The organism is Streptococcus sp. SI1, assembly GCF_030439945.1.
Lineage (GTDB): Bacteria > Bacillota > Bacilli > Lactobacillales > Streptococcaceae > Streptococcus > Streptococcus intermedius.
In genome coordinates, this window is the sequence record NZ_JAQFJE010000003.1 from 171,874 (window position 1) to 195,575 (window position 23,702).

Here is a 23,702-nt window from a genome sequence, read left to right on the forward strand (position 1 = left end):
AACATAAAAAATTAAAAAGTGGTTAGATTTTCTGTATTATTTTAGCTAATTCGATAGCTAAATATTCCAACTTCCATATCCACGACACTTGTTTCCGTCAATTGTGGTTTAATTTTTTCATAGTAAGGTAATTTTTTAGCTACTTCTGACAGCGGAACTAGAACTTTATTTCCATCTGTCATAGTGATTGTCAGCAAATCCTCAGTTGCTTTACTTGGTGTATGCTGAACTGTTTGAATTTCTGATTTAATTGTATCAGAAATACCCGATAATTGTTGCACAAATTTCTTAAGCATCGCTTTATCTGAAAAATCAAGGCGTATATAACTTTTTGGCAACTGCGATTTCTTAACCGGACTAGAAATTTCTTCCCCGCTAGATAATACTGGGAAATACTGCTCCCCAGAATAATCATAAGCGACAACTCTATACTCTGTCACTTTAATTTTGAATGTAACAGGAAACTGATATACTATTTCTGCTTTTTCAACCCATAAGCTCGACAATTTGATATTTTTAGCATGAGCTTTTTGACTCAAATAGGTTGTCAAGGTGTAGTCATTTTTTTGAATGCTAGAAGCTGCCAAAACCTCTGTTTTTGAAAGGTGTTTATTCCCCGTCACCTCTATATTTTTCAATTTTGAGTAAGGGCTTATAAAATAAACAGCTAAAATCAGCAAAATAGAACTGAAAAATAAGACTGGAAAAGCGCGGTAAACGTGACGAAGAGCAATTTTTTCTTTTGCTTCACGTTTTGTTTGTTTGGCCTCCGACTTTTCCTCTTTTTTCAAGTTCTCGTTTTCAAGAGACTTATCTTGCTCCTCCTCAGAGAACTCTGTCTCGGTAGGTTCTTCCGTTTCCTCTGATTCAGCCTCTTGAATATCAGATGTTTCTTCTGGCTTTGCCTCTTCTTCATCTGTATCCAATTTCTCATAATTCAGCAAATGCTGTTTTTTTTGTTCTGCCAGCTCTTTCTCTTTTTCAGCCTCTTCTTGAGCTTTTTTTTCAAGGTATTCCTTGTTTCGTTTTTGCCACTCAGAAAGGTTTTCTGTTCCGTTATCTTTCTGTTCCTTTTGCTTCTTCTTTGTCATTGTTTTCCTTTATTTATGTCGTTATTTAAAAGGTTATAAAATTCATCTAAAGATTTTATTTCATGAGACTGTTTCATTGTTTGCTCATATAATTCCTTCTGTCCAAGCAATTCGGTAATCACTTTTTGCAGATTTTCTAAGTTCAATTTGGGTTCATCCAACTTTTTAGCATAACCTTTTTTCACAAAATAATCTGCATTTTCAATTTGATCTCCACGACTTGCTTCACGTCCTAAAGGAACAATCACATGGAGTTTTGCCATGGCCAATAACTCAAAAATGGTATTCGAGCCCCCGCGTGTGATAACGATGTCTGCTAAATTCATCAAAGGTTGATAGAGCTCTGTCACATAGGCAATCCGATAGAGATGATTGGATAATTCATCTAAATGAGCATCTCCTGATAAATTGATAACATTGTAGTGCTGGGTTAATTCTATTTTGTTTTCCGTTACAAAATCATTAAAGACCTTAGCACCAGCCGATCCACCAACAAACAGAAGGGTCGGAAGATTTTCGTCAAAATGTTGCTGAATCCTTTGAAGTTGTTCAGTCGAAATAATTTCTTTTGCTCCTACTTTTGTCACAGCTCCTATATGTTCAATTTTGGTCAAACTATGAGCCTGTTCAAAAGTAGAATACATTTTTGTAGCACATCTGTAGGCAATTTTGTTGGCTAGCCCAATAGAGAGGTCAGATTCATGTACATAAACTGGTACCCCAGATAAACGTGCTGCAATGACTGGAGGAACAGAGACAAAACCACCTTTAGAAAAGAGAACTTGCGGACGTACTGTTAACATAATCCCTAAGGATTGTAAAATACCCCAAGTCACTTTGAAAACGTCCAACATATTTTGCCAAGAAAAATAGCGACGTAATTTCCCTGTTGCTATAGAATGAAATGTGATATCCAAACCCGACTTCTTGATTTCTTGGTATTCAATTCCGTGCTTATCACCAATATAGTGAACTTGCCAGCCGGCTTCTAGAAATTTTGGAATGAGCAAAAGGTTTAGAGTCACATGACCAACCGTTCCTCCACCTGTAAATATAATCTTTTTCATTTTAACCCTTTAATTCTTCAACTGTTTTAATAAACTCATCACCACGAACTTCAAAATTGGGGTACATATCCCAGCTAGCATTTGCTGGACTAAGAAGAACAATATCACCTGTTTGGGCTTCATCAAAAGCTTTTCGTGTTGCATCCTTGATACTTTCGGCATCAATATAGTCAACACCTGCTTTGTCTGCAGCTCTCTTAATACGCGCTGAAGATTCTCCCAGGATAACCATTTTTTTCAGTCCTTGAATATCTGGTATCAATTCGTCAAATTCATTCCCACGATCTAAACCACCAGCAATCAAGATCACCTTGCTATTCTCAAAACCAGATAGGGCTTTTTGTGTTGCTAGAATATTTGTAGACTTACTATCGTTATAGAATTTAACATGATTGATTTCATCAACATATTGAAGACGGTGTTTGACACCCCCAAAACCTGCCAATGTTTCTTTGATAACTTGATTTTCAATACCACATAATTTCGTAACTGCAATAGTTACAAGAGCATTTTCAATATTATGACTGCCCGGCACACCAAGCTCATCTGCTGCCATTATCGGCTCACCACGAAATGTCAAGATGTTCCCTTCGAGATATGCACCGTCTACCTCTTCCGTCGTTGAAAAGGGTACAACAGTCGCCTGTGTCTTAGCAGCTAAGTCTTTCGCTAAAGTTTGGTTGAAATTCAATACGAGAAAATCAGATTTTGTCATATTTTTTTGTAAATTCCATTTAGCAGCCACATAATTTTCAAAAGAGCCATGATAATCAATATGAGTTGGCATCAGATTGGTAATTACTGCAATTTCTGGATGAAAAGTTTCAATTCCCATGAGCTGGAAAGAGGATAGTTCCATGACCAAAGTGTCATTTCTTGTTGCAGTTGTTGCAACTTGACTAGCTGGAAAACCAATATTACCAGAACGTAAACCATTTTGTCCAGCAGCAGTTAGAACCTCTGCAATCATCGTGGTGGTTGTTGTTTTCCCATTAGAACCAGTAATCCCTATGATTGGAGCTTCTGAAATCAGATATGCCAGTTCAACTTCAGTTATAACTGAAATTTTCTTTTCCAATGCTCTCACTACCATAGGATTATCATATCGAATGCCAGGGTTTTTAACCATCAACTCAAAGTCTTCGTCCAAAAGCTCTAACGGATGTCCCCCTGTTACAACTTTAATTCCTTCTTCTAAGAGGGATTGTGCCGCAGGGTTTTCCTCAAATGGCTTTCCATCATTCACCGTCACAATCGCTCCTAGCTTATCTAGTAAACGAGCAGCAGATTCACCAGACTTGGCTAAACCTAAAACTAAAACTTTCTTATTTGTAAAATTTGTAATGTGTTTCATAACACGCCTCTTTTTTTATTCTTCTTATCTATTTTACCTTTTTTTCAGAAAATAAAAAAGCCTTTATGGCTTTTTATTCTTGTCTGTTACGAAGTTTTGAGCGAAACGATATTTTTTTATCTTTTTGTGATAATTTTGAAATATCACGTAACGAAAAATATGCTATACCAATCATTGCAATTCCTATAAAAAATTCAGATGGTAATTGAAAAATCTGAAACACTGCCAACCCCAATAAAATGATAAAAGCTACAAAGGCAATCACTAAAGTTACTATATTTAAAGTTCCTTTAATACTCTGTGGAGCAGCAAAAATGTAAAATAATAGAATGAGAATCCCAAAGATTAAATAAAACATTCTGCTCCTTTCTATCCTATCCACCCTTTGATATATTAGTAACAAAGTAACTAGCTTTTTTATTATTCAGCTGATTTTTTCTTTTTAACAGCTTTAGCACGTTGATTTTTGTCAAGAATTTGTTTTCTCAAGCGAATAGACTCTGGTGTTACTTCCATATATTCGTCATCATTCAAGAATTCGAGTGACTCTTCTAATGTCAAAATACGAGGTGTTTTAATAACTGCTGTTTGATCTTTCGTTGCAGAACGTACATTAGTCATTTGTTTTGCCTTTGTAATATTGACCGTCAAGTCATTTTCACGTGAATTTTCACCAATAATCATTCCTTCATAAACTTCTGTACCTGGATTGACAAAAATGGTTCCACGTTCCTCAATAGACATAATTGAATAGGTCGTTGCTTTTCCTGTATCAATCGAAACGAGAGCTCCGCGACGCCGTCCACCAATTTCACCTGGAATCAACGGTAAGTATTGGTCAAAAGTATGGTTCATAATCCCGTAACCACGCGTCATAGAAAGAAACTCAGTTGAGTATCCAATTAAACCACGAGCAGGAACAAGAAAAATCAAACGAGTCTGTCCATTTCCTGTCGATACCATATCTAGCATTTCCCCCTTACGCTCAGATAAGGTTTGAATAACAGATCCTTGATACTCTTCAGGTGTATCAATTTGCACACGCTCAAATGGCTCACATTGTACTCCATCTATTTCTTTGACGATAACTTCTGGGCGAGATACTTGCAGCTCATAACCTTCACGACGCATGGTTTCAATCAGGATGGATAAGTGCAATTCCCCACGGCCTGATACAATCCATTTATCTGGCGAGTCAGTCGGATCCACACGAAGCGAAACATCCGTTTGCAATTCAGCCTGCAAGCGTTCTTCAACTTTCCGAGATGTTACCCATTTCCCTTCACGACCAGCAAATGGAGAATTGTTCACCAAGAAAGTCATTTGAAGCGTTGGTTCATCAATATGGAGAATCGGCAATGGTTCTACCACATCCGTCGGAGTAATGGTTTCACCAACAAAAATATCTTCCATACCAGATACTGCAATCAAATCACCCGCTTTGGCTTCGTCAATTTCACGACGTTCTAGCCCAAAGAAACCAAATAGCTTGGTAACACGGAAATTTTTCGTTGTATCGTCTAATTTAGAAAGAGTAACTTGGTCACCAACTTTCACAGTCCCGCGGAAAACACGGCCAATCCCAATCCGCCCTACAAAGTCATTATAATCCAAAAGAGAAACCTGAAATTGGAGGGGCTCATCTGAGTTATCAACTGGTGCTGGGATATGATCAATAATTGTATCAAAAAGTGGCGCCATAGTGTGTTCTTGGTCAGCTGGATCATCTGACATAGAAGATGTCCCATTAATAGCTGAAGCATAAACAACTGGGAAATCTAATTGGTCATCATCAGCACCAAGTTCAATGAAAAGTTCAAGAACTTCATCCACGACTTCCGCTGGACGAGCTGATGGTTTATCAATCTTATTTACTACTACAATTGGTACAAGATCTTGTTCTAAAGCTTTTTTCAACACAAAGCGAGTTTGTGGCATAGTTCCTTCATAAGCATCAACAACTAGAACAACCCCATCAACCATTTTCATGATTCGCTCAACTTCTCCACCAAAGTCCGCGTGTCCTGGCGTATCCATAATATTGATGCGAACACTATTATAGGCAACAGCTGTATTCTTGGCGAGAATGGTAATCCCGCGTTCCTTTTCAAGATCGTTGGAGTCCATTGCTCGTTCTTGCAACTCTTTACGCTCATCCAATGTATGAGATTGCTTAAGCAACTCATCAACCAAGGTTGTTTTCCCGTGGTCAACGTGAGCAATAATAGCGATATTGCGAATGTCTTCTCTTAATTTTATCATTTTGTCCTCTACATCTTATGTTTTATTTCTAACTGAACAATTATATCACAGATTGAGGTAAAAAACACGGTTAAACCAGGTGTAAATGTTTTCATTAAAAAATCAATCTTCTTCAATTATATTTCCATTTCTTATCACAAAAAATTATGGTATGATAAGAAAAAATTCAAAGGAAATGATATGCGTTTAGATGTTCTATTATCTCGGGTCCACGTCAGCCGTAAAAAAATGAAACAGGCCCTTCTGAAAAAGGAAATTTTGGTGGATCATTCTCCTGCTCGAAAACTTAGTCAAAATGTTGATACTGGCTTGCAGACGATTACAATAAAGAAACAACCTATCTTCATCAATTCACATCAATATTTTATGATGAATAAGCCACCTGGTGTTGTGACTGCTAACTCTGATAGGAAACACCAAACCGTTCTGGATCTCATCAGACCTGAAGACTTCAATGAACACCTATATTCTGTTGGGCGACTTGATCGAGATACTTCTGGACTATTGTTAATAACCGACAACGGACCTCTCGGTTTTCAACTACTACATCCTCAATACCACATCGCAAAAACATATGAGGTTGAAGTGAACGGTCTCCTAGATAACCAGATGATAAAAGCCTTTCAAAAAGGGATTGTTTTTCTTGATGGAACTATTTGTAAACCAGCTCTACTTACAATTCATTCTTCTACTCCAAACAAAAGTACTGCGACAGTCACTATTTCTGAGGGAAAATTTCATCAAATCAAAAAAATGTTTTTGACTGTCGGTGTCAAAGTTCTTTCTCTTAAACGGACTCATTTCGGAGCTTTTGAATTGGACCAAAACTTAGCAGCAGGAGAATACCGAGCGCTGAACCAAACAGAACTCGAAAAAGTAAAACAATATTTAGAAAAAAGCTATTAAAAGTGAGCAATCCTTTTAGATTACTCACTTTTAACTTTTCCTTTCCAACCATCTAGTCCTGCAGAGAGGATGTAAATATCCTTATAACCTTCCTTTTTCAATAAGATAGCTGCATTCATCACACGTTGTCCCCGACTATTTTCATATAGTAAAACAGCCTTGTCTTTGCGAATCGCTCCTAAGCTTGTTTTTAATTGCTGGGACGGAATATTTCGTGCCCCTAAAATATGTTTGCGACGAAAATCGGTTGGGTCTCGCAAATCAATCAACTGACCTTGCCGAACCCTGTTACTGAATTCTGCATTGTCTACCACTTTAGCAGCGCGACGAACGCGCACATAGTTAAAGCCCATCCATCCTAACATTCCAACAATAATTGCTAATAAAATCCAGTTTAACATTTTTTCTCCTCGTTCTTTTTCAAATATTGCAGCTCTATTCGATGCTCTCTTTGTAAGATACTTTCAGCTTCTAGATAGTCTAGTTTTTCTATCAAGCCTGCATCGTAAATCCTCTCTAGCTCAATTTTCATCATTTCAATATCATACAAGCGTTTACCCATATAGATAATAATGCCAAAACTTTTGAGGTATTGCTGCACATCATAAAGTGTTTTCATGAGCCTTATTTTACCAGAATTTTAAGAGCATTTCAAGGTAAAAAGAAGTCCGTATTTGTCTCATATTTTGATCAGAATAGAAAAAAAGCCACCAATTAGGTGGCTCTTATAGGGAGATTATTATGAAAAAGAAAAGTTTAGGATTTTATCAAATAAAGTTAGGAGGTCTTCATCTGATGGTATTAGTATAACGCTATCTCCTTAAACTTATCTTAAACTCTAAAAAATTTTTTTAATTTATTTTCTACTTTCAAAATTCTATTTACAATCCTGGAACTTGTCCAATTTCTGCTGTCAACATCCAAATGTTCTTTTCCAAATCGGCTTTGGCACCAACAAAAATATCGTTCGTAACATCGTCTCCTTCTTCATCTGTTGCATCCAAAGCTTCTTGGTAAAGCTTCACCAAGTAACGGAAAATTTCGATAACACGTTCCAAACTTTCTTCTACACTCTTACTGAATTTTCCTTCTTTTTCTTCAATATTACTGTGTTGAATAAATTCACTCAACGTTGAATATGGAGTTCCGCCTAGAGTAATCAAACGTTCACTCACTTCATCCAATGTTGTATCCAAGTTTTCCATATATTCATCCATCTTAGGATGCCAAACCATGAAACCTGCTCCACGCATATACCAATGTACTTGGTGAAGAGCAATACGAGCAGTGTATAAATCTGCTACCGCTTGATTCAATACTGCTTTTGTTTTTGGAAGAGACTTATTCAAAGTCTCAACATTTGAGAAAGTTGCAACATCTTTAGCTGCATCGTTTTTTACATCAATCATATCATTACCTCACTTTTATTTAGAATGATTCTAATTTTTGTTATGATTTAATTATAATGTTTCTAAATAAGAAAGTCAACTAATTGAACTCATAAATTTCTTTTATTAGAGAAGTTGCAATTTTTTAGAATAATTTACGAATAAAAAAGTATGATTCATTTTTATTTTTTCTTAGTTGGAAGTATTGTAGCTTCCTTTTTAGGACTGGTCGTTGATCGCTTTCCTGAACAATCTATTATCGTCCCTTCCAGTCATTGCAATACTTGTGGACAAAAATTAACTCCACGTGATTTAGTCCCTATCCTCTCACAACTCATCAATCGTCTACGTTGTCGCTTTTGTGGTGAAAAAATTCCCATCCGCTACATTCTCCTAGAACTAACTGGTGGTTGTCTCTTTCTTGTAACGTCTTTAGGCTATCTAAACATCAACCAGCTCATCCTGCTTGTATCTGGGATGACCTTATCCCTTTATGATCAGAGACATCAAGAGTATCCTCTGCTTATTTGGCTATTTTCACATGTCCTTCTTCTCTTTTTAACTGGTTTCAATCTTTTGATGGCTATTTTTTTAGCCCTTGGAATTTTAACTCATTTCATTGATTTGCGCATTGGAGCGGGAGATTTTCTTTTTCTAGCATCCTGTTCAGCGATTTTTAATCTCACAGAAGTTCTCCTTGTTCTTCAAATTTCCAGCATCATCGGCCTGTTCCTTTTTTGTTTAAAGTCAAGAAAAGACAGGTTAGCATTTATTCCCTGTCTTTTTGGTGCTAGCAGCATTCTGATTTTGATAAAATTCGTTGTTTTCCACCAAAATATTTTATGCCTTATTTAACAACTGCTTTAAAAAAAATTTATAAAACAGAAAAGCGATATAACCACCTAATGTATTTGTCCATAAATCATCTATTTCAAAAACACGATTGGCATCAATCAAAAAATCTAGCAACATCTGCGTGCATTCAATAAAAAGGCTCATTGCGAAACTAACAACGAGCACGCGTTTAGTCCTCCGAAACTTAGGAAAAAGCCAAAGCAGTTGAAAAATCAACGGGCTGAGCAAAAAAACATTCATTACATTTTGTGCAAAAACCTTAACTAATTGAAGGAGAGATGTAATTTGTCCAAGATTAACAAAAGAATTGAAAGGAATAAGGAGAACTACGAGACGACCAAAGTGCTGAATTCCAGGCGTCTCCATTCCTTTTTCTGGCACTTGAGGAAGAAAACACATGAGGCACAATAAGATAGTGTAGAAAATAATTCCCGAAATAAGAAAAGCACGGCTCTTAACAGTTAATTCACCGTCCGATTTCAACAGATGACTATTCTTAAGCATGGTTAGTAAGAGTTTTTTCTTTGTCTTGCTTCATGGTATTTGACCGCAATTGACCACAAGCTGCATCAATATCAGTGCCATGTTCTTGACGGACAACACAATTGACCCCATTCTTTTTCAAAGTGTCATAAAAAGCCATTACACGCTCCTTGGGACTACGACTGTATTGATCATGTTCACTAACAGGATTATAGGGGATTAAGTTGACATAAGATAATTTCTTGATGTTTTTGAGCAATTCAGCCAATTCCAGTGCCTGCTCTACTCCGTCATTGACTTTATTTAACATAATGTATTCAAAAGTCACTCGGCGGTTGGTCGTTTCAATATAATATTCAATCGCCGCAAATAATTTTTCAATCGGAAAAGCACGATTAATTTTCATAATGCTGGAACGCAAATCATTATTAGGAGCATGAAGAGAAACTGCTAAATTAACCTGCACTCCTTCATTTGCAAAATCACGAATTTTATGCGCTAATCCTGAAGTAGAAACAGTAATGTGACGAGCACCAATGGCTAGCCCTTTGTCATCATTGACAGTTCGCACAAATTTGAGAACATTGTCATAGTTATCAAAAGGCTCTCCAATCCCCATGACCACAATATGACTAACTCGCTCACCTCGTCCTCTCTCATCAAAATATTTTTGTACCAACATAATCTGAGACATAATTTCTCCGTTATTCAAGTCACGCTGCTTTTTAATTAGTCCACTAGCACAAAATGTACAGCCAATGTTACAGCCCACCTGAGTGGTTACACAAACTGAAAGCCCATAATGTTGACGCATCAAAACAGTTTCAATCAGCATACCATCGGGTAGTTCAAACAGATACTTCACTGTCCCGTCTGCTGATTCCTGTATAATTCGTTGCTCCAGCGGATTAACGACAAATTCATCATCCAATTTTGTTAACAAATCCTTTGAAATATTAGTCATTTCTGTGAAAGATTGAACCCGTTTGCGATAGAGCCACTCCCAAATTTGAGTGGCTCTAAATTTCTTTTCTCCCTTACTTTCTATCCAATCTATCAAATCCTGACGAGTCAAACTATAAATTGATGGTTTCATTTTCTTCCTCTTCGTTTCCGTTCTCAGCCTCTATTATTTTTGCCGAATGACAAAATGATGCTGATTGTTTGTCTGTTGCTTCTCTTCACTTGTTCTTCTTGCTTTTTGTTTTTGATTTTGACGTCTGCTACGCTGACGATTTTCACGTTTAGGTTGTTCCTGCTCTTTACGGAAACGAGCTTGCTTAGAACGGCGTGGTTTTATCTCATTTTCTTTTTTGTGGTGAGATTTTTTATCAAAGGACGCTCGACGCGGTTTCAAATTTTCCAAAACAAAATAAGCACAGCCATAATTGCAGTATTCTAACAAATAATCTTCTAAGCGACTGATTTTTTCCTCGCTTTCATTTGCCTTGTCATCTTTATAAAATCCACGCAAACGTAGCTGCTCGTTCCCCCAGTCACCAACAATATAATCAAATTTTGTTAAAATATTGGAAAAACGCTGATTAAAAGCTGTAACGTCAAAGCCTTCCTTGTAGTTATCCACTAAGTCAAATTCGATTGTCTCAGTCAACACTTTTGTTCCTATTTGCCGAAATTCTGGCCCAGGAAATTTATTGTAATTATATAATTCAGGTGCAATTTCTTTTCGCATAGTTATCCTTTATAAAAAACGTTATTTACTTATCTTACATTATTTTACCATAAAAAGAAGTGTTTTTGATAGTTGAAATATGGAAATAGGAAAGGGAGTAAGACAGAAATCGATTTTGTCCCACTCCCACAAATTTGAGTAAATCTGTAAAAGCTGATAGCCTCAACACATTAGAAATTACTCAACTATTGCATTGTATTCTTTGAAACTGAAAACCTTCGTCTCAGCCTTGTATTGCCAACTGGTTCTTTTAGTTTTCTTCATTTTTAAGATTTCTTGGTGCGTTTGAGGTAATCAATAGCATCTTGCAAGTTCTTGACAGGTACAATTTTCATTTTGGTTTTAATTTTTTTAGCAGCTTCCAAAGCTGTTTCATAATTTGTTTTCGCTTTAGAATTGGCTTTTTTAGCTTCTTTGGTGACTGGATTATTTGGTGCAAAGAAAATTTCTGCACCATTTTTGGCTGCTGAGACCACCTTTTTATCAATGCCTCCAATATCGCCAACTTTTCCTTCACGGTCAATTGAGCCCGTACCAGCAATATTTCTACCGTCTCTTAATGTTGGTTCAGCAATCTGTGTATAAATTGCCAAACTAAACATCAAGCCCGCACTTGGTCCGCCAATTCCCGCAGTTGAGAATTCAATCGGTATACTACTCGTAACCTCTGTCCGGTCAATCAAGCTAATACCAATTCCATTTTTCCCATTTTCAAGTTTGATGATTTTACCTATAGCAGATTTTTTCTGACCGTCTTCAACATAATTTACTTTTACCTTACTACCAATCTTCTGTGAACCTACATAATCAATCAAGTCTTTTGAACTACTAAAAGTCTTATCATTCACACCTGTCACAGTATCTGCAATATTTAAAATGCCCTTAAAGGTTGAGTTTTTGGTAACTTGTAACACATAGACGCCCAAATATTTCAGGCTGATATCCTTTCCTGCTTTTTTTAACCCTTGATATTTGGCTAAGTTTTGTGATGTTTCCATATAAAATTGATTGATTCGCATATATTCTTTATCGGAAGTTCCGCCAGTCAAATCTTTCGCTGAATAAATATCTGTAAAAGGGGTCAGCCAAGCATAAACTAAATGAGCAAAGGTAGCATGCTGAATCCCAACTGTCACAAAATTGTAAGAACCTTTTTCCTTATCTTCTTTGTTATCCACACGCAAAACCTGACGGACGTCTGCTGCACTACCTGGTACTTCAATATAATAAGGCAGAGGAACTACAAAAGAGATAAAAAGAAGGACCAACCCTACCACAAATACTATCGGCCATTTTTTAAATTTATTTCTTGTTTTTTTCATCTTGTTTCTTTAACTCCTTTACGACAATTTCGGGCACATACTTTGAAATATCCTGCTCAAAAGCAATCAATTCACGAATCCTTGACGAGCTGATATGTTGATAATTTGGCTTACTCATCAAAAAAATGGTGTCCAGTTCAGGTGCCAATTCATAATTGAAAAAATTAAGATTTCTCTCATATTCCAAATCTTGACCATTTCGTAGCCCCCGCACAAAAGTTGTTACTCCTAACTTTCTCGCCACTTCCACTGCCAATTCGTCATGAGAAGTAACAATGTTTACATTCTCCAAATGAGATAGAGCATCTATAACCATTTTTTCTTTTGCTTCAATACTGAAAAAACTCTTTTTTTCAAGATTATAAAAAACACCAACATAAAGGCTGTCAAAGAGTTTACTCGCTCGCTCAATCAAATCCACATGTCCTTTTGTAATCGGGTCAAAAGAACCCGCAAATAATCCAATTTTATTTGACATATACCGTTACCTTTGAAATTCCATATATTTTCTGCTTCCAGATGCCTAACCTTGCAATTTCTTTCGGTAAATCCACCGACTTATCTGTTTCACAAACAATTAATGCATCATTGCTTAGAAGCTCTCGTTCAGCCATTTTTTCAATATCTGTAACAATCTGTTCTTTTGCATAAGGCGGATCCAACAGAACTAGATCAAAATGTCCTGTAATGCGCTCAAGCGATTGGTTAGCCTCCATTTTAAGCAGTTCAAATCGTTCTTCTTCCCTAGTCATCTTGAGATTTTGGTTAATAATAGCTTGCGCTCTGCGATCTTTTTCAACCAAAATGGCGGAAGTCATTCCTCGCGAAATAGCTTCAATCGCTAAACTGCCGCTGCCTGCATACAAGTCCAACACTCGTCCTCCGTCAAAATAAGGACCAATCATATTAAAAATGGCTCCCTTAACCTTATCTGTCGTTGGTCTAGTCGTTTTACCTGCTAGCGTTTTGAGAGGACGTCCCCCATATTTCCCTGCTACAACTCTCATAAAGAATATTATAACAAAATCTCTAAAGAATGTATCAGTTTTTCTTCTGTGATAGCTGTAGGTCATTTATTTTTTTCTGTTCAACGTTTTGATTGTAAGTCAAATAGACTAATTCTCAATATATTTTTACAGCCTCCTTAAGCAGATTGTAAACCAAATGAAAATCCTCTGATATAAAACCAGAGGATTGATTATTGCTTATCTTACTTCTAGCAAACCAATATCTCCATCTTCACGACGATACAGAACATTGGTTGTGTTATCTTCTACATCAGTATAGATGAAAAAGTCATGTCCCAATAAATCCATTTGAAGAAGAGCTTCTTCTAAATCCATTGGTTTCAAGTCAATTTGTTTCGAACGAACGACCTTTGCAGGCGCAGTTTCCACTTCTTCAACAACGGCATCTGTAAACAACTGGCTAGTTGATTTTTTATTACGGTTTTTACGTTCAATTTTTGTTTTATTTTTACGAATTTGGCGTTCAATTTTATCTGTTACCAAGTCAATAGAACCATACATATCTTGAGAAACATCTTCTGCCCGAAGAGTGATCGAACCAAGGGGGATAGTTACTTCAACCTTAGCTGTCTTTTCACGATATACTTTCAAGTTTACACGCGCATCCAATTCTTGATCAGCTTGGAAATATTTCTCGATTTTTTCAAGTTTAGAAACTACATAATCACGAAGAGCTTCTGTTACTTCTAGGTTCTCACCACGGATACTATATTTAATCATATAAGTACCTTCTTTCTAAGCATTTTGTTTTTCTTTACTTTATTATAACGCTTTCATTCTTTTTTTGCAAATTTTTCGTTACCTTGCCAATGAAAATGTCATAATTTCTTTCACTCCCGCTTCCACTAAAATTTCCTTTGCTAACTGTAGGGTTGAGCCAGTCGTATAAATGTCATCTAGCAAAAGAACTTTTGTCGGAGGCTGAACACTGCCTTTCAGTTTAAAACACTGCTGACTTTGCAAACGCTCCTTTCTTGTCTTACTTGATTGAGCAATCGTATCATACTTTTCTAAAATTTCTCTAAACGGCAACTTTGTCCCCTCAAGGAGAGCTGTTACTTGGTTGAAGCCTCGCTTCTGGTACTTTTCACTACTTACAGGAATAGGAACAAGTGTATAATCGCTATAGGCTTTTAATTCTTTTTGCAAAATCTCTGTAAATACAGAATAAAGAGCATAATCTCCTTGAAATTTATATTGACTAAAGAAGTCTTTCATAGCTTCATTATAAACAAAACAACTTTTATGAGAAACTTCTTTTCCTTTTTCCAGCCATACTTGGCAATCTACACAGATTTCACTTGTTCCATCCCGATAACACTTAGGACAATGCTGCTCTGAAATACGCTGAAATTTGTCAAAGCAGGCATCACAAGCCCTTATTTTTGGCTTAGTCAAGGACAATAAATCACAAAATGTCAGTTTTTCGCCAAGAGAATTGTCACATAAAACACATACATTCATAAACCAGCCTCCTGATTCATCGCCTTAATTTCCTGAATAGCTCGTTCAATAGCAAAATTGGTCCCATCATGAAAAAAGAGTAGCTCACCTGTCGGACGATCCATACTGCGACCAACGCGTCCAGCTATTTGTACCAGAGCACTGCGACTAAACAAACGGTGGTTAGCCTCCACCACAAAAACATCTACACAAGGAAAAGTCACACCACGTTCTAAAATTGTCGTTGTTACTAAAATTGTAATTTCTTTTTGTCGAAATTTCTCTACAATATCGAGTCGATTTTCAGTCGTTGAGGCTACAAAGCCAACGTTCTCACTGGAAAAATAACTTTGGAGAACCTCTGCCAATTCTTGTCCTCTTTTAATCTCAGAAGCAAAAATGAGAAGAGGAAAACCTGTTTTTCTTTGCTTTTTAACAAATTGTTCCAACTTAGGAACTAGCTTTTTTTGATTCAAGTATTTTTGAAAATTTTCCAACCAAACTTTTTGAGGAACAATTAAAGGGTTACCATGAAAACGTCTAGGGAGACTTAAGCGGTTCAACTCTCCCTTGCTAACTTTTTTATCCAGCTCATCTGTAGAGGTTGCAGTTAGAAAAATTATAGTACTTTTCTCTTTTACTGATTGTGCAACGGCATGGTAAAGCATCGGATTATCCACATAAGGAAAGGCATCCACCTCGTCAACAATAAGAAAATCAAATGCTCGGTAAAATTTGAGAAGCTGATGCGTTGTGGCAATCACAAGAGGACTGCGAAAATAAACTTCTGATTCACCGTGCAGGAGTGAAATATCACAACTAAAATCTTCTTGCAATCTGCGATGTAGTTCTAGACAGACATCAATTCGAGGGCTAGCCAAGCAAACTGCACCACCTTCATTGATAACTTGTGCCACCACTTGATAGATCATTTCTGTTTTTCCTGCTCCTGTGACAGCATGAACCAGGCTATTTTTTTGTTTGGCAACTGCCTCTACAAGACCTTGAGAAACCTTAGCTTGGTAATCTGTTAACCTTCCTTCCCATTTCAAAACATTCGTTTTTGGGAACTCTGCCTGTGGAAAATAGTAGAGTTTTTCATCACTTCTGACCCTTCCTAATCGCACGCATGGCCTGCAATAATAAGCACCTATTGGTAGTTGCTGTTTTTCTTTATGAACTACTTGTCCACAACGATTGCACCATAATTTCCCCTTTTTTTCTATCATTCCCGACAATGTTTGAGCTTGTTGCTGCAATCCTAATGGTAATTGGCTTCTTGTAAAGATACGACCTAAACAGTCTTGTAATTCTATCATATCTATTTATTCGGAAAAATTTTGGCAAAATACAAATTTTTTTGTAAAATGAAGATATGGAGTTTAGAACAATCAAAGAGGACGGACAAATCCAAGAAGAAATCAAAAAATCGCGCTTTATTTGTCACATCAAGCGTGTAACAACAGAGGACGAAGCACGAAATTTTATTCAGGATGTCAAAAAAGAACACTACAAAGCTACTCATAACTGCTCTGCCTTTATATTAGGAGAGCGGAGTGAAATGAAGCGAAGTAGCGATGATGGAGAACCAAGTGGGACTGCTGGTGTACCTATGTTAGGCGTTTTAGAAAATCAGCAACTAACTAATGTCTGTGCTGTCGTGACACGCTATTTTGGTGGTATCAAGCTAGGGGCAGGAGGTCTTATTCGGGCGTATAGCAGCAACGTTGCTTTAGCTATCAAAGAAATCGGGATCGTCCATATAAAAGAACAGCTTGGGCTGAGAATCGCTCTCTCTTACAGTCAATATCAAGAATTACCCAATTTTCTTAAAGCTAACCATTTACAAGAACAAGATACATCCTTTACAGAACAAGTCCAAACAACCATTTTTGTTGATAAAGATGATAAGGACAGCGTTATAGAGGAGTTGATTGAGTTGTTTAATGGAAAAGTCGACATTACTGATCAAGGGTTGCGGAAAGTCGAAGTTCCGGTACCTTCATCCTAACGATTAACATAAGCTATCGTATTGATAGTTTTTTTATATTTTACAAAGATTTCTTTTCGTTTTATACTGTTTCTATCACTATTATTGAGGTATCATTTATGGCACAAATTTATCATAACATTACAGAACTCATCGGAAATACTCCTATCGTCAAGCTAAACAAGCTGGTTCCAGAAGGCGCAGCAGATGTCTATGTCAAACTAGAGGCTTTCAATCCGGGGTCGTCCGTCAAAGACCGCATTGCTCTCAGCATGATTGAGACTGCTGAGCAAGAGGGCTTGATTCAACCAGGTGCAACCATTGTCGAAGCAACCAGTGGAAATACCGGAATTGGTTTGTCTTGGGTTGGTGCTGCAAAAGGTTATAAGGTTGTTATTGTCATGCCAGAAACTATGAGTGTTGAACGTCGCAAAATTATCCAAGCTTACGGTGCAGAATTGGTACTAACTCCCGGAAGCGAAGGAATGCCGGGAGCGATTGCCAAAGCTGAAGAAATTGCTAAAGAACGAAACGGCTGGCTACCACTTCAGTTTAACAACCCAGCTAATCCAGAAATACACGAAAGAACAACAGGAGCAGAAATTATCGCTGCTTTCGGTGAAAAAGGATTGGATGCCTTTGTTGGAGGAGTTGGCACAGGCGGTACTATTTCTGGTGTTTCTCACGCTCTCAAAAAAGTCAATCCAGATATACAAGTTTATGCAGTTGAAGCAGATGAATCCGCTATTCTTTCCGGTGAGGAGCCTAGGCCTCACAAGATTCAAGGTATTTCTGCTGGTTTTATCCCAGAAACACTAGACACTAAAGCTTACGACAGTATTGTTCGCGTTACTTCTGATCAAGCACTTGAACTTGGGCGGCGTATCGGTGGACAAGAAGGTTTTCTGGTAGGTATTTCTTCTGCTGCAGCTATTTATGCTGCACTTGAAGTAGCTCAAAAACTAGGAACGGGTAAAAAAATTCTAGCTCTTGCTCCAGATAATGGCGAACGCTATTTATCAACAGATCTTTATAATGTTGAAGTTTAAATGTCTGATCATCCGTAAATGCAAGACCAATCACAATTTTAAACTTGCAAATAGGTTAAAAAACAGCTCTACTGTTGAGCTGCTTTTTTGTTGAAGTAATGTTGACTTATTTGTTGGAAATATAGGGAACTTTATTATTTCAGATACTCTACTTCAGATATGTATAGTTGGAACCTTTCTGCCCTCAGATGTTAGTTTGATTCTCTATTTATCCAAACCTAACTTTCGGTACAGTTTCTCACTAGACAGGTCATTTTCTCCATCAAGTAAGAGAGTTTCGCAAAATGCAGTCAAAAACTCGAGACATCTCTGCAAAATTTTAACATCATCCAAAGCCAAGATATCTCGGAAAAATTTAGCATGTTTTTGAAAGAGTGTATTGTAGACTTCAAAACCGAATTCACGTAAACAATTGATTAGAAAAACTATCATCGTTCTATTATTTCCCTCTCAGAAAAGATGAATCTGCCAAACGCCTGAACTTTCCTTTGTTAAAATCAATACCAGACATTTTTATAAAAAAATTCTCCGCCTTATACTCAATAAAAATCAAAATTAGACTAGGCGACAATCCACAGACAATACTGAAGTATAGGATGTAGAAGGCAACAATGTATAGTTTTAATTGTTGAAGAGTATTATTACATTCTATTATACTAAAAACAAGCCAAACCTTGCAGTTAGACTTGTTCTAGGAGATTTGTTTTCGCCCTTTGCCTTTAAACTTATAAACATCTGAACGCTTAATCGCATGAACATTCATAATGACAAAATCCTCGTCATCAACTTTGGCAATGATACAGTAAGCCCCTACATGAAAGCGAACATAATCAGGCAAACTGCCTGTCAGATATTTTCCCAGTACTTTAGGAAAATCAACATTTATGAGAGTAGGTCACTTGCCCATCGTCAAGGCATTCTACATAACCAAATCAGCTTCTTGTATATCATAAAGCTCTTCCAATTTTTCCGCCAAAACCTGCGCAATAAATTCTGATTTACTGATGTTGTGAGAATTTGTCCATGAACTTAGCTTTTTATTTAACTCATCCAACAAACGGGCTGATGTTGGTACAGCCATGAAATCACTTCTTTTTAAATTTTTATTTTGTAGTTATCTTTTACTACATTTTGGAACAGGAAACAAGGTGGATGGGATGTTTGGCTTATTATTTGAAGAAGGTGCCAAAAAGAATATAAACCTTAGGGTAATTAACTATAAATAAAGTTTATTTTTTCATTAATTCATTAATAAGCATCCGCGAGCTACCAAATTCACATTCAAACATCTGATCAATAATATCTAGACACTGTTCTGCTGTATCATCTCCCTTATGCTCATCATAGAGATTCAGCATTAATTTAGAAAGATGTTCTTCAATTAACCTAGCATAATAAGGATCAGATTCTAATTTCGTATCTTTAGATATAATACTTGCTACCGTTTTAAAAATGATTTCTTCGTAGTTCGAAATGGATACTTGTTTTTCAAGAAACTCTAAGAAATAATAATATAGCTTTCCTTTATGTTTAGAAGTTAGTAAATTAAATATCAATTCCTTATCTTCTTCAACGTCTAATAAATTATCCATAAATAACTGTGGTAAAATCTTTCCAAAATCAATATTATCATATGATAAATAATGTAATATGATTTCCTTTGCTTTTTCTTTATAATTCTTCCCTTTTAAATAATCAATCGCCATCTGACAAATAGTTTCTGCTTGAAGTCCACTTCCACTATATACAGTTGATTCCATATCTCCTTTATTTAAGTAAATTTCTGTAATCAAAGAGGACGACTTTTTTACAAGGAGTTGATCCGTAGACTCAAAACCTAGTTTCAATAAGAACTGAATTCTTTCTCTATAATCATCATATAATCTATAAACAACGTAACCGCTATACCAATGCGCTAACATCCTTTTATCTTTATCAAAAACCAACTCAAATAATTCTTTAGCAAATTCTTTATCTAAATCTAAAATAGTAGAGATGAGAAAAATAGAATTCATTCTTATATAGTGTGTCTTATCTTTTGCCAATAAAAGAATTGTCTCCCTAAAATATGAAACAAGTGTCGGTGTATTTGTTATTAACTTGTCGAAAGCATGAATCGCATATCCTCTTAAAGTTGAATATGATTGTCTCACATAATCTTCCATTGTCTTAGCTTCATGAAATTTATCAAGAGCATCTAAATCAGTTTTCTTAAGATAATAATTAAGCCTTTCCAAAACTTTCTCGGACCATGCTATATCTGAGTGCTTCTCTATAACTTGGAAAAAATAATAAAGATTCTCCCAATTATTTTCATTTACAAAATTTAGTAGGATGAATTCAAGATCACTTAAAACAGTATCTGGAATTTTTTCTAAGTCTACAATCCCCCTCAGTAGACCATCTATATAATGTTCATTGATTTTATGATTAGACGATAAGTTTAAAAATAAAGAAACGTATTCTTTAGGATTTTTAGAAACAGCACTTCTAAAATCAGTAGCCAATTCTCTAGGAGAAGACTCAATAAATATGTGTCTCTCACTATCCCATCTACATTTAGTCTCACCTTTTGGACTGATGAGAATATTTCTCCAAGATTTAGCAGAAATATTCTTACCTTGTAATGGAGAAACTACACTTCCACAATGTGAGTCATAAAAAGAATCAGAAAAACTATTAGATCGTTCTAATACCTTTAGTAATTCGATAGCTTCTTTACTCATTCTTTCTTTCGGTAAAACTGATAGCAATCTATACTGTAAATCTCCCCAAAACGGCCAATAAACCCTAACATCATTTTGAGATTTATTTGTTTCAATTCTCCTTGCTAGTCTTTGTTTAGCCTCAGGTGATACATAATGAATAATTTGTTCTTCAAGTTTATCGTACATTTCTAATGAACATCTCTTTGAGACCTTAGAAATCAATCGTTTGGCCAAAATCAATTTTTCTTCATAACCTTGAGATTTTTCAAAGAGTGTTTTGTTAAAATCAATCAATAAGTATTCGATACAATTATCAGAATAACTCTCTGGTAAATTATACAAGGCATCTAAAATAACTTCATTATAGAGATAATCACCCTTTCCCATATAATTATTATAAGTTTCAAAAAAAATCTCAGGATGTTTTGAAATTAGATACTTATTTACTTCATGTAATAAGTGAAAGTAATATATTTGTAAGCTATCGCGTTCTTTCAGGGCTAGATTGTATTTAGTAGAATTATTCTCGGAATACTTTTTAAGATAAGGCAATAATATTTGGACTATTTTTATACAATTTTCATCTATATAATTATGGGAATCTTCATCGAATTTCTTTGATTCACTATAAAATCTATTGCTATTATCAGAGTCTTGAAATTTATCGAGCAACAAGCAAATAATCTTAATTTTATAGTTATTTAGATTCTTACGATAATCATTATAGAATACTATATTCCCCTTAGAATCCCCCGCATAATATCTCCAGTAATGTAATCTTAAATTAAAAAAGTCTTCAGAGTCATTATTATAGTTACTATTAAAACAACTACCCCATTCGCTCTTATCGTTAGAATTTTCTATAGAATCTTTTATAAATTGAGTAGTTTCAGTTGTGTAATATGGAGAAATACTACTTAATAAATTAATTACCAATGATTTATTGATATCTAAAAATTTTTGTAAAACTCTCTTTTTTATTAAAAAATTAACATATGCTGGGTGACCACTAATTACCGTTTGGAACAAATGATTTCTATACTCTGTTTCTTGAATCAGCTCTCCTATATAATTTAAAATCTTTTTAGATGGTTCTTGAATGCTTCCCAAAATTTCAAAGAAAACATATTTGAAATTAAATCTAGTATCGCTACCTTTTATTAACCCGTCTCCAAAATCTAAAAAATCTTCTTCCGACTCCTCTAACAGTAATTGAAGAAAAATTTGAAATTGATAGCGTCTTGTTGGATTTTGCTGTGATTTATTTCCAATAATGCTTTTTATATCCCAGTTATTGTAATAATCAATAAACATTCGATCTGCAACAAAACAGTCTAAAAATGATTGATGAACGAAAAAAATCTTGTTTGAACGTTCTATTAGCATCCCCTGGCTAATTAAATATCGTAAAGCCCTCTCGTTTCCTGCAACTCTTCTCTTACTAAATACGGTATTACCCATATCAGTAAATAAATTTACAAGCTTTTCTTTTAGTTTATTCAGATCATCTTCACTTAAATCGGCTTCCCGACATTTTTCTGATAAATCTCTCCACCATTTATCAACTAGGTTATATGTACTTGTTATTTGATAGTATTCTTCTTTGTTATTAATTTGCTCCCATATGTAGAGATTGCTAGGGGTTTTTAGCAACTGTCTTAATTTATTTGGATAACTATGATATTTACTTCCTAAGATTTCCTCAACTTCATTTTCCATTAATTCGTTAACTTCAACTCTTTTCCAAGTTTCAGTATTACTTTTTAGCTCTCTGTCAAATAGTGACTTAATTCCGTTATCGTTTTCTAAATCATAAGTTCTACAAACGAAAATAATTGAAATTTTGTTTTCTCTTTCCGAGTTAAGATTCCGTATTTCGCGAATCAACTCCAAACAAGTCGCAAGTGAGACTTTAGAATTTCTTGCTGTCCATCTTAATGCATCTAATTGATCTAATATAAGAACAGCATTTCCCTCTTTAGAAAAAGCGTTCAAACAATAACTGATACTAGCAGGAAACCCCAATCTCTCTCCCCATCTTTGTGTTGTATCCTCAGGAATATAACAATCTAGTTTTAAATCTAAGTGTAAAATATTACCTTTATCACACCAATCAATAATATTTTCTGTTAAACCACTTTTACCATTTCCAGCTTTCCCGTGAATGATCATCGATTTTCCTTCTTGAATATATTTCTTACATTCATCAAATTGTGTGCGAATTTTTAGACCAGAATCCAATGTTTTAAAGCTATTTTTATACTCATAATTTAAAATCTTTATTCTAGGGACTATCCTATCATCACGTGCCAAATTTCTTAGTTCAATTTTTTCTTTAGCTAAAAATGAATTTAAATCACTAAGAGTAAACCATCTTCCAAAAATCTCACCACGTGAAATTAAATCAATGAATTTTGACTTTATGCTAACAGTATCACCAATAAAATATTGACTAACTTTATCTCTAATACATTCTTCATTTTCTGGAGATGGCTCTTGTCTAATCACCGTTCTACTTAAGAAATTTATAATTTTTCGAATATCTTTTTCCTTAGAAAATCCCAAATGCTTAACATAGTTATCAAATAAGTTTTTAATCTCTGAAGATGTATTGACTTGATAATCAATAAAAGACTGAGCATTATCATTAGTCTTAGCTCTATAAATTAAATCAGAAAAGTTTGTAAACGGAAGTGGACTAACTAATGAAACTTTTGTTGTCAAGTCTCTGCTTAGATGCAATTTCCAACTTTTCAAAATTCCACGACTATTTAAATCTGACAAAGTCCAATAATCTTTACTAGCATTTCTTCCTTTACATTGTTGAGCTTCTGTTATTCCATTAGAGTATCTAACCCAAACGTCCACCCCCTCTTCTTCTTCACCTATAGCTTCTATTTTAATAGCCTCAATTTTTTCGGAAACAATATCAATTAATTTTAAAACAATCCAATTTAGTTCATAATTATTCCCTAATTTCCCCGCTCTTCCACCTGATTCGTAAGGCATACGACACCTCTTTATTAATGATATATTCACCTACATTATATCAAAAACAAGCCT

General features: G+C 35.4%; 24 protein-coding genes and 1 pseudogene. 4 read left to right on the plus strand and 21 right to left on the minus strand.

The genetic code is table 11. The annotated features are described in order from the left end of the window. Window positions 1-41 precede the first annotated feature (41 nt). From PCY10_RS05065 to typA, 5 genes are all read right to left on the minus strand, one after another. Window positions 42-1,091: an FtsQ-type POTRA domain-containing protein gene (locus PCY10_RS05065; RefSeq protein WP_021003023.1), complete on the minus strand. Its 1,050-nt coding sequence runs from the start codon at window positions 1,089-1,091 to the stop codon at window positions 42-44. Continuing rightward, window positions 1,088-2,158, minus strand: coding sequence for a UDP-N-acetylglucosamine--N-acetylmuramyl-(pentapeptide) pyrophosphoryl-undecaprenol N-acetylglucosamine transferase (locus PCY10_RS05070; protein ID WP_021003024.1), 1,071 nt, complete (start codon window positions 2,156-2,158; stop codon window positions 1,088-1,090). The genes PCY10_RS05065 and PCY10_RS05070 overlap by 4 nt, the downstream gene beginning before the upstream one ends. Before the next feature lies 1 nt (window position 2,159). After that, on the minus strand, window positions 2,160-3,512 hold the full coding sequence (murD, locus tag PCY10_RS05075) for a UDP-N-acetylmuramoyl-L-alanine--D-glutamate ligase (protein WP_021003025.1): 1,353 nt from the start codon (window positions 3,510-3,512) through the stop codon (window positions 2,160-2,162). Between the two features lie 73 nt (window positions 3,513-3,585). After that, window positions 3,586-3,870 (minus strand): DUF3165 family protein, encoded by a 285-nt coding sequence (locus PCY10_RS05080; protein WP_003073594.1) that lies wholly within the window; start codon window positions 3,868-3,870, stop codon window positions 3,586-3,588. Window positions 3,871-3,932: 62 nt separating this feature from the next. Then, window positions 3,933-5,774 (minus strand): translational GTPase TypA, encoded by a 1,842-nt coding sequence (typA, locus tag PCY10_RS05085; protein ID WP_021003026.1) that lies wholly within the window; start codon window positions 5,772-5,774, stop codon window positions 3,933-3,935. A 180-nt stretch (window positions 5,775-5,954) separates the two neighbouring features. Between typA and PCY10_RS05090 the strand changes: the two genes are divergently transcribed. Beyond that, complete coding sequence (locus PCY10_RS05090; RefSeq protein ID WP_021003027.1) at window positions 5,955-6,680, plus strand: 16S rRNA pseudouridine(516) synthase; 726 nt, start codon at window positions 5,955-5,957, stop codon at window positions 6,678-6,680. 20 nt (window positions 6,681-6,700) lie between these two features. Here PCY10_RS05090 and PCY10_RS05095 read toward each other — a convergent pair whose 3' ends face one another. From PCY10_RS05095 to PCY10_RS05105, 3 genes are all read right to left on the minus strand, one after another. Then, window positions 6,701-7,081: a rhodanese-like domain-containing protein gene (locus PCY10_RS05095; RefSeq protein ID WP_003078427.1), complete on the minus strand. Its 381-nt coding sequence runs from the start codon at window positions 7,079-7,081 to the stop codon at window positions 6,701-6,703. Next, on the minus strand, window positions 7,075-7,299 hold the full coding sequence (locus PCY10_RS05100) for a YqgQ family protein (protein ID WP_041787497.1): 225 nt from the start codon (window positions 7,297-7,299) through the stop codon (window positions 7,075-7,077). Before PCY10_RS05100 ends, PCY10_RS05095 begins: the two co-directional genes overlap by 7 nt. A gap of 262 nt (window positions 7,300-7,561) precedes the next feature. Next, window positions 7,562-8,089 carry a Dps family protein gene (locus tag PCY10_RS05105; RefSeq protein ID WP_021003028.1) on the minus strand — a complete coding sequence of 176 codons (528 nt, stop codon included), beginning with the start codon at window positions 8,087-8,089 and terminating at the stop codon, window positions 7,562-7,564. Window positions 8,090-8,239: 150 nt separating this feature from the next. Between PCY10_RS05105 and PCY10_RS05110 the strand changes: the two genes are divergently transcribed. After that, window positions 8,240-8,923: an A24 family peptidase gene (locus tag PCY10_RS05110; protein WP_021003029.1), complete on the plus strand. Its 684-nt coding sequence runs from the start codon at window positions 8,240-8,242 to the stop codon at window positions 8,921-8,923. On the opposite strand, the gene PCY10_RS05115 is transcribed toward PCY10_RS05110, so the two are convergent. The 9 genes from PCY10_RS05115 to PCY10_RS05155 form a co-directional block, all read right to left on the minus strand. After that, a complete protein-coding gene (locus PCY10_RS05115; protein WP_021003030.1) occupies window positions 8,909-9,427 on the minus strand; it encodes a VanZ family protein in 519 nt (172 codons plus the stop codon). The two genes, PCY10_RS05110 and PCY10_RS05115, sit on opposite strands and share 15 nt — an antisense overlap. Beyond that, window positions 9,420-10,502, minus strand: coding sequence for a 23S rRNA (adenine(2503)-C(2))-methyltransferase RlmN (gene rlmN / locus PCY10_RS05120; RefSeq protein ID WP_021003031.1), 1,083 nt, complete (start codon window positions 10,500-10,502; stop codon window positions 9,420-9,422). The genes PCY10_RS05115 and rlmN overlap by 8 nt, the downstream gene beginning before the upstream one ends. A 33-nt stretch (window positions 10,503-10,535) precedes the next feature. Further along, window positions 10,536-11,099 (minus strand): YutD family protein, encoded by a 564-nt coding sequence (locus PCY10_RS05125; RefSeq protein ID WP_004234076.1) that lies wholly within the window; start codon window positions 11,097-11,099, stop codon window positions 10,536-10,538. A 266-nt stretch (window positions 11,100-11,365) separates the two neighbouring features. Continuing rightward, on the minus strand, window positions 11,366-12,421 hold the full coding sequence (locus tag PCY10_RS05130; protein WP_003073620.1) for a SepM family pheromone-processing serine protease: 1,056 nt from the start codon (window positions 12,419-12,421) through the stop codon (window positions 11,366-11,368). Further along, window positions 12,402-12,899 (minus strand): pantetheine-phosphate adenylyltransferase, encoded by a 498-nt coding sequence (gene coaD, locus PCY10_RS05135; protein ID WP_003078294.1) that lies wholly within the window; start codon window positions 12,897-12,899, stop codon window positions 12,402-12,404. The genes PCY10_RS05130 and coaD overlap by 20 nt, the downstream gene beginning before the upstream one ends. Continuing rightward, on the minus strand, window positions 12,889-13,428 hold the full coding sequence (gene rsmD, locus PCY10_RS05140) for a 16S rRNA (guanine(966)-N(2))-methyltransferase RsmD (RefSeq protein ID WP_021003032.1): 540 nt from the start codon (window positions 13,426-13,428) through the stop codon (window positions 12,889-12,891). Before rsmD ends, coaD begins: the two co-directional genes overlap by 11 nt. Window positions 13,429-13,626: 198 nt before the next feature. Continuing rightward, the gene (raiA, locus tag PCY10_RS05145) at window positions 13,627-14,169 is read right to left on the minus strand and encodes a ribosome-associated translation inhibitor RaiA (protein ID WP_003073626.1); all 543 of its coding nucleotides are present in this window, start codon (window positions 14,167-14,169) and stop codon (window positions 13,627-13,629) included. 78 nt (window positions 14,170-14,247) lie between these two features. Beyond that, window positions 14,248-14,913, minus strand: coding sequence for a ComF family protein (locus tag PCY10_RS05150; protein ID WP_021003033.1), 666 nt, complete (start codon window positions 14,911-14,913; stop codon window positions 14,248-14,250). Beyond that, complete coding sequence (locus PCY10_RS05155; RefSeq protein WP_301558933.1) at window positions 14,910-16,211, minus strand: DEAD/DEAH box helicase; 1,302 nt, start codon at window positions 16,209-16,211, stop codon at window positions 14,910-14,912. Before PCY10_RS05155 ends, PCY10_RS05150 begins: the two co-directional genes overlap by 4 nt. 56 nt (window positions 16,212-16,267) lie before the next feature. On the opposite strand from PCY10_RS05155, the gene PCY10_RS05160 reads away from it, so the two are divergent. Beyond that, on the plus strand, window positions 16,268-16,903 hold the full coding sequence (locus tag PCY10_RS05160) for a YigZ family protein (RefSeq protein WP_020998971.1): 636 nt from the start codon (window positions 16,268-16,270) through the stop codon (window positions 16,901-16,903). A 98-nt stretch (window positions 16,904-17,001) separates the two neighbouring features. Further along, window positions 17,002-17,931: a cysteine synthase A gene (cysK, locus tag PCY10_RS05165; protein WP_301558934.1), complete on the plus strand. Its 930-nt coding sequence runs from the start codon at window positions 17,002-17,004 to the stop codon at window positions 17,929-17,931. Between the two features lie 204 nt (window positions 17,932-18,135). Here the strand turns inward: cysK and PCY10_RS05170 are convergent. The 4 genes and pseudogenes from PCY10_RS05170 to PCY10_RS05185 all read right to left on the minus strand — a co-directional run. After that, window positions 18,136-18,411, minus strand: a pseudogene (locus PCY10_RS05170) (cell filamentation protein Fic); the annotation flags it as partial. A gap of 211 nt (window positions 18,412-18,622) precedes the next feature. Further along, window positions 18,623-18,769: a hypothetical protein gene (locus PCY10_RS05175; protein WP_020998973.1), complete on the minus strand. Its 147-nt coding sequence runs from the start codon at window positions 18,767-18,769 to the stop codon at window positions 18,623-18,625. Window positions 18,770-18,850: 81 nt separating this feature from the next. Continuing rightward, window positions 18,851-19,012 (minus strand): DUF6290 family protein, encoded by a 162-nt coding sequence (locus tag PCY10_RS05180; protein ID WP_003070190.1) that lies wholly within the window; start codon window positions 19,010-19,012, stop codon window positions 18,851-18,853. 148 nt (window positions 19,013-19,160) lie between these two features. Continuing rightward, complete coding sequence (locus PCY10_RS05185; protein ID WP_021003034.1) at window positions 19,161-23,648, minus strand: hypothetical protein; 4,488 nt, start codon at window positions 23,646-23,648, stop codon at window positions 19,161-19,163. Window positions 23,649-23,702: the final 54 nt, after the last annotated feature.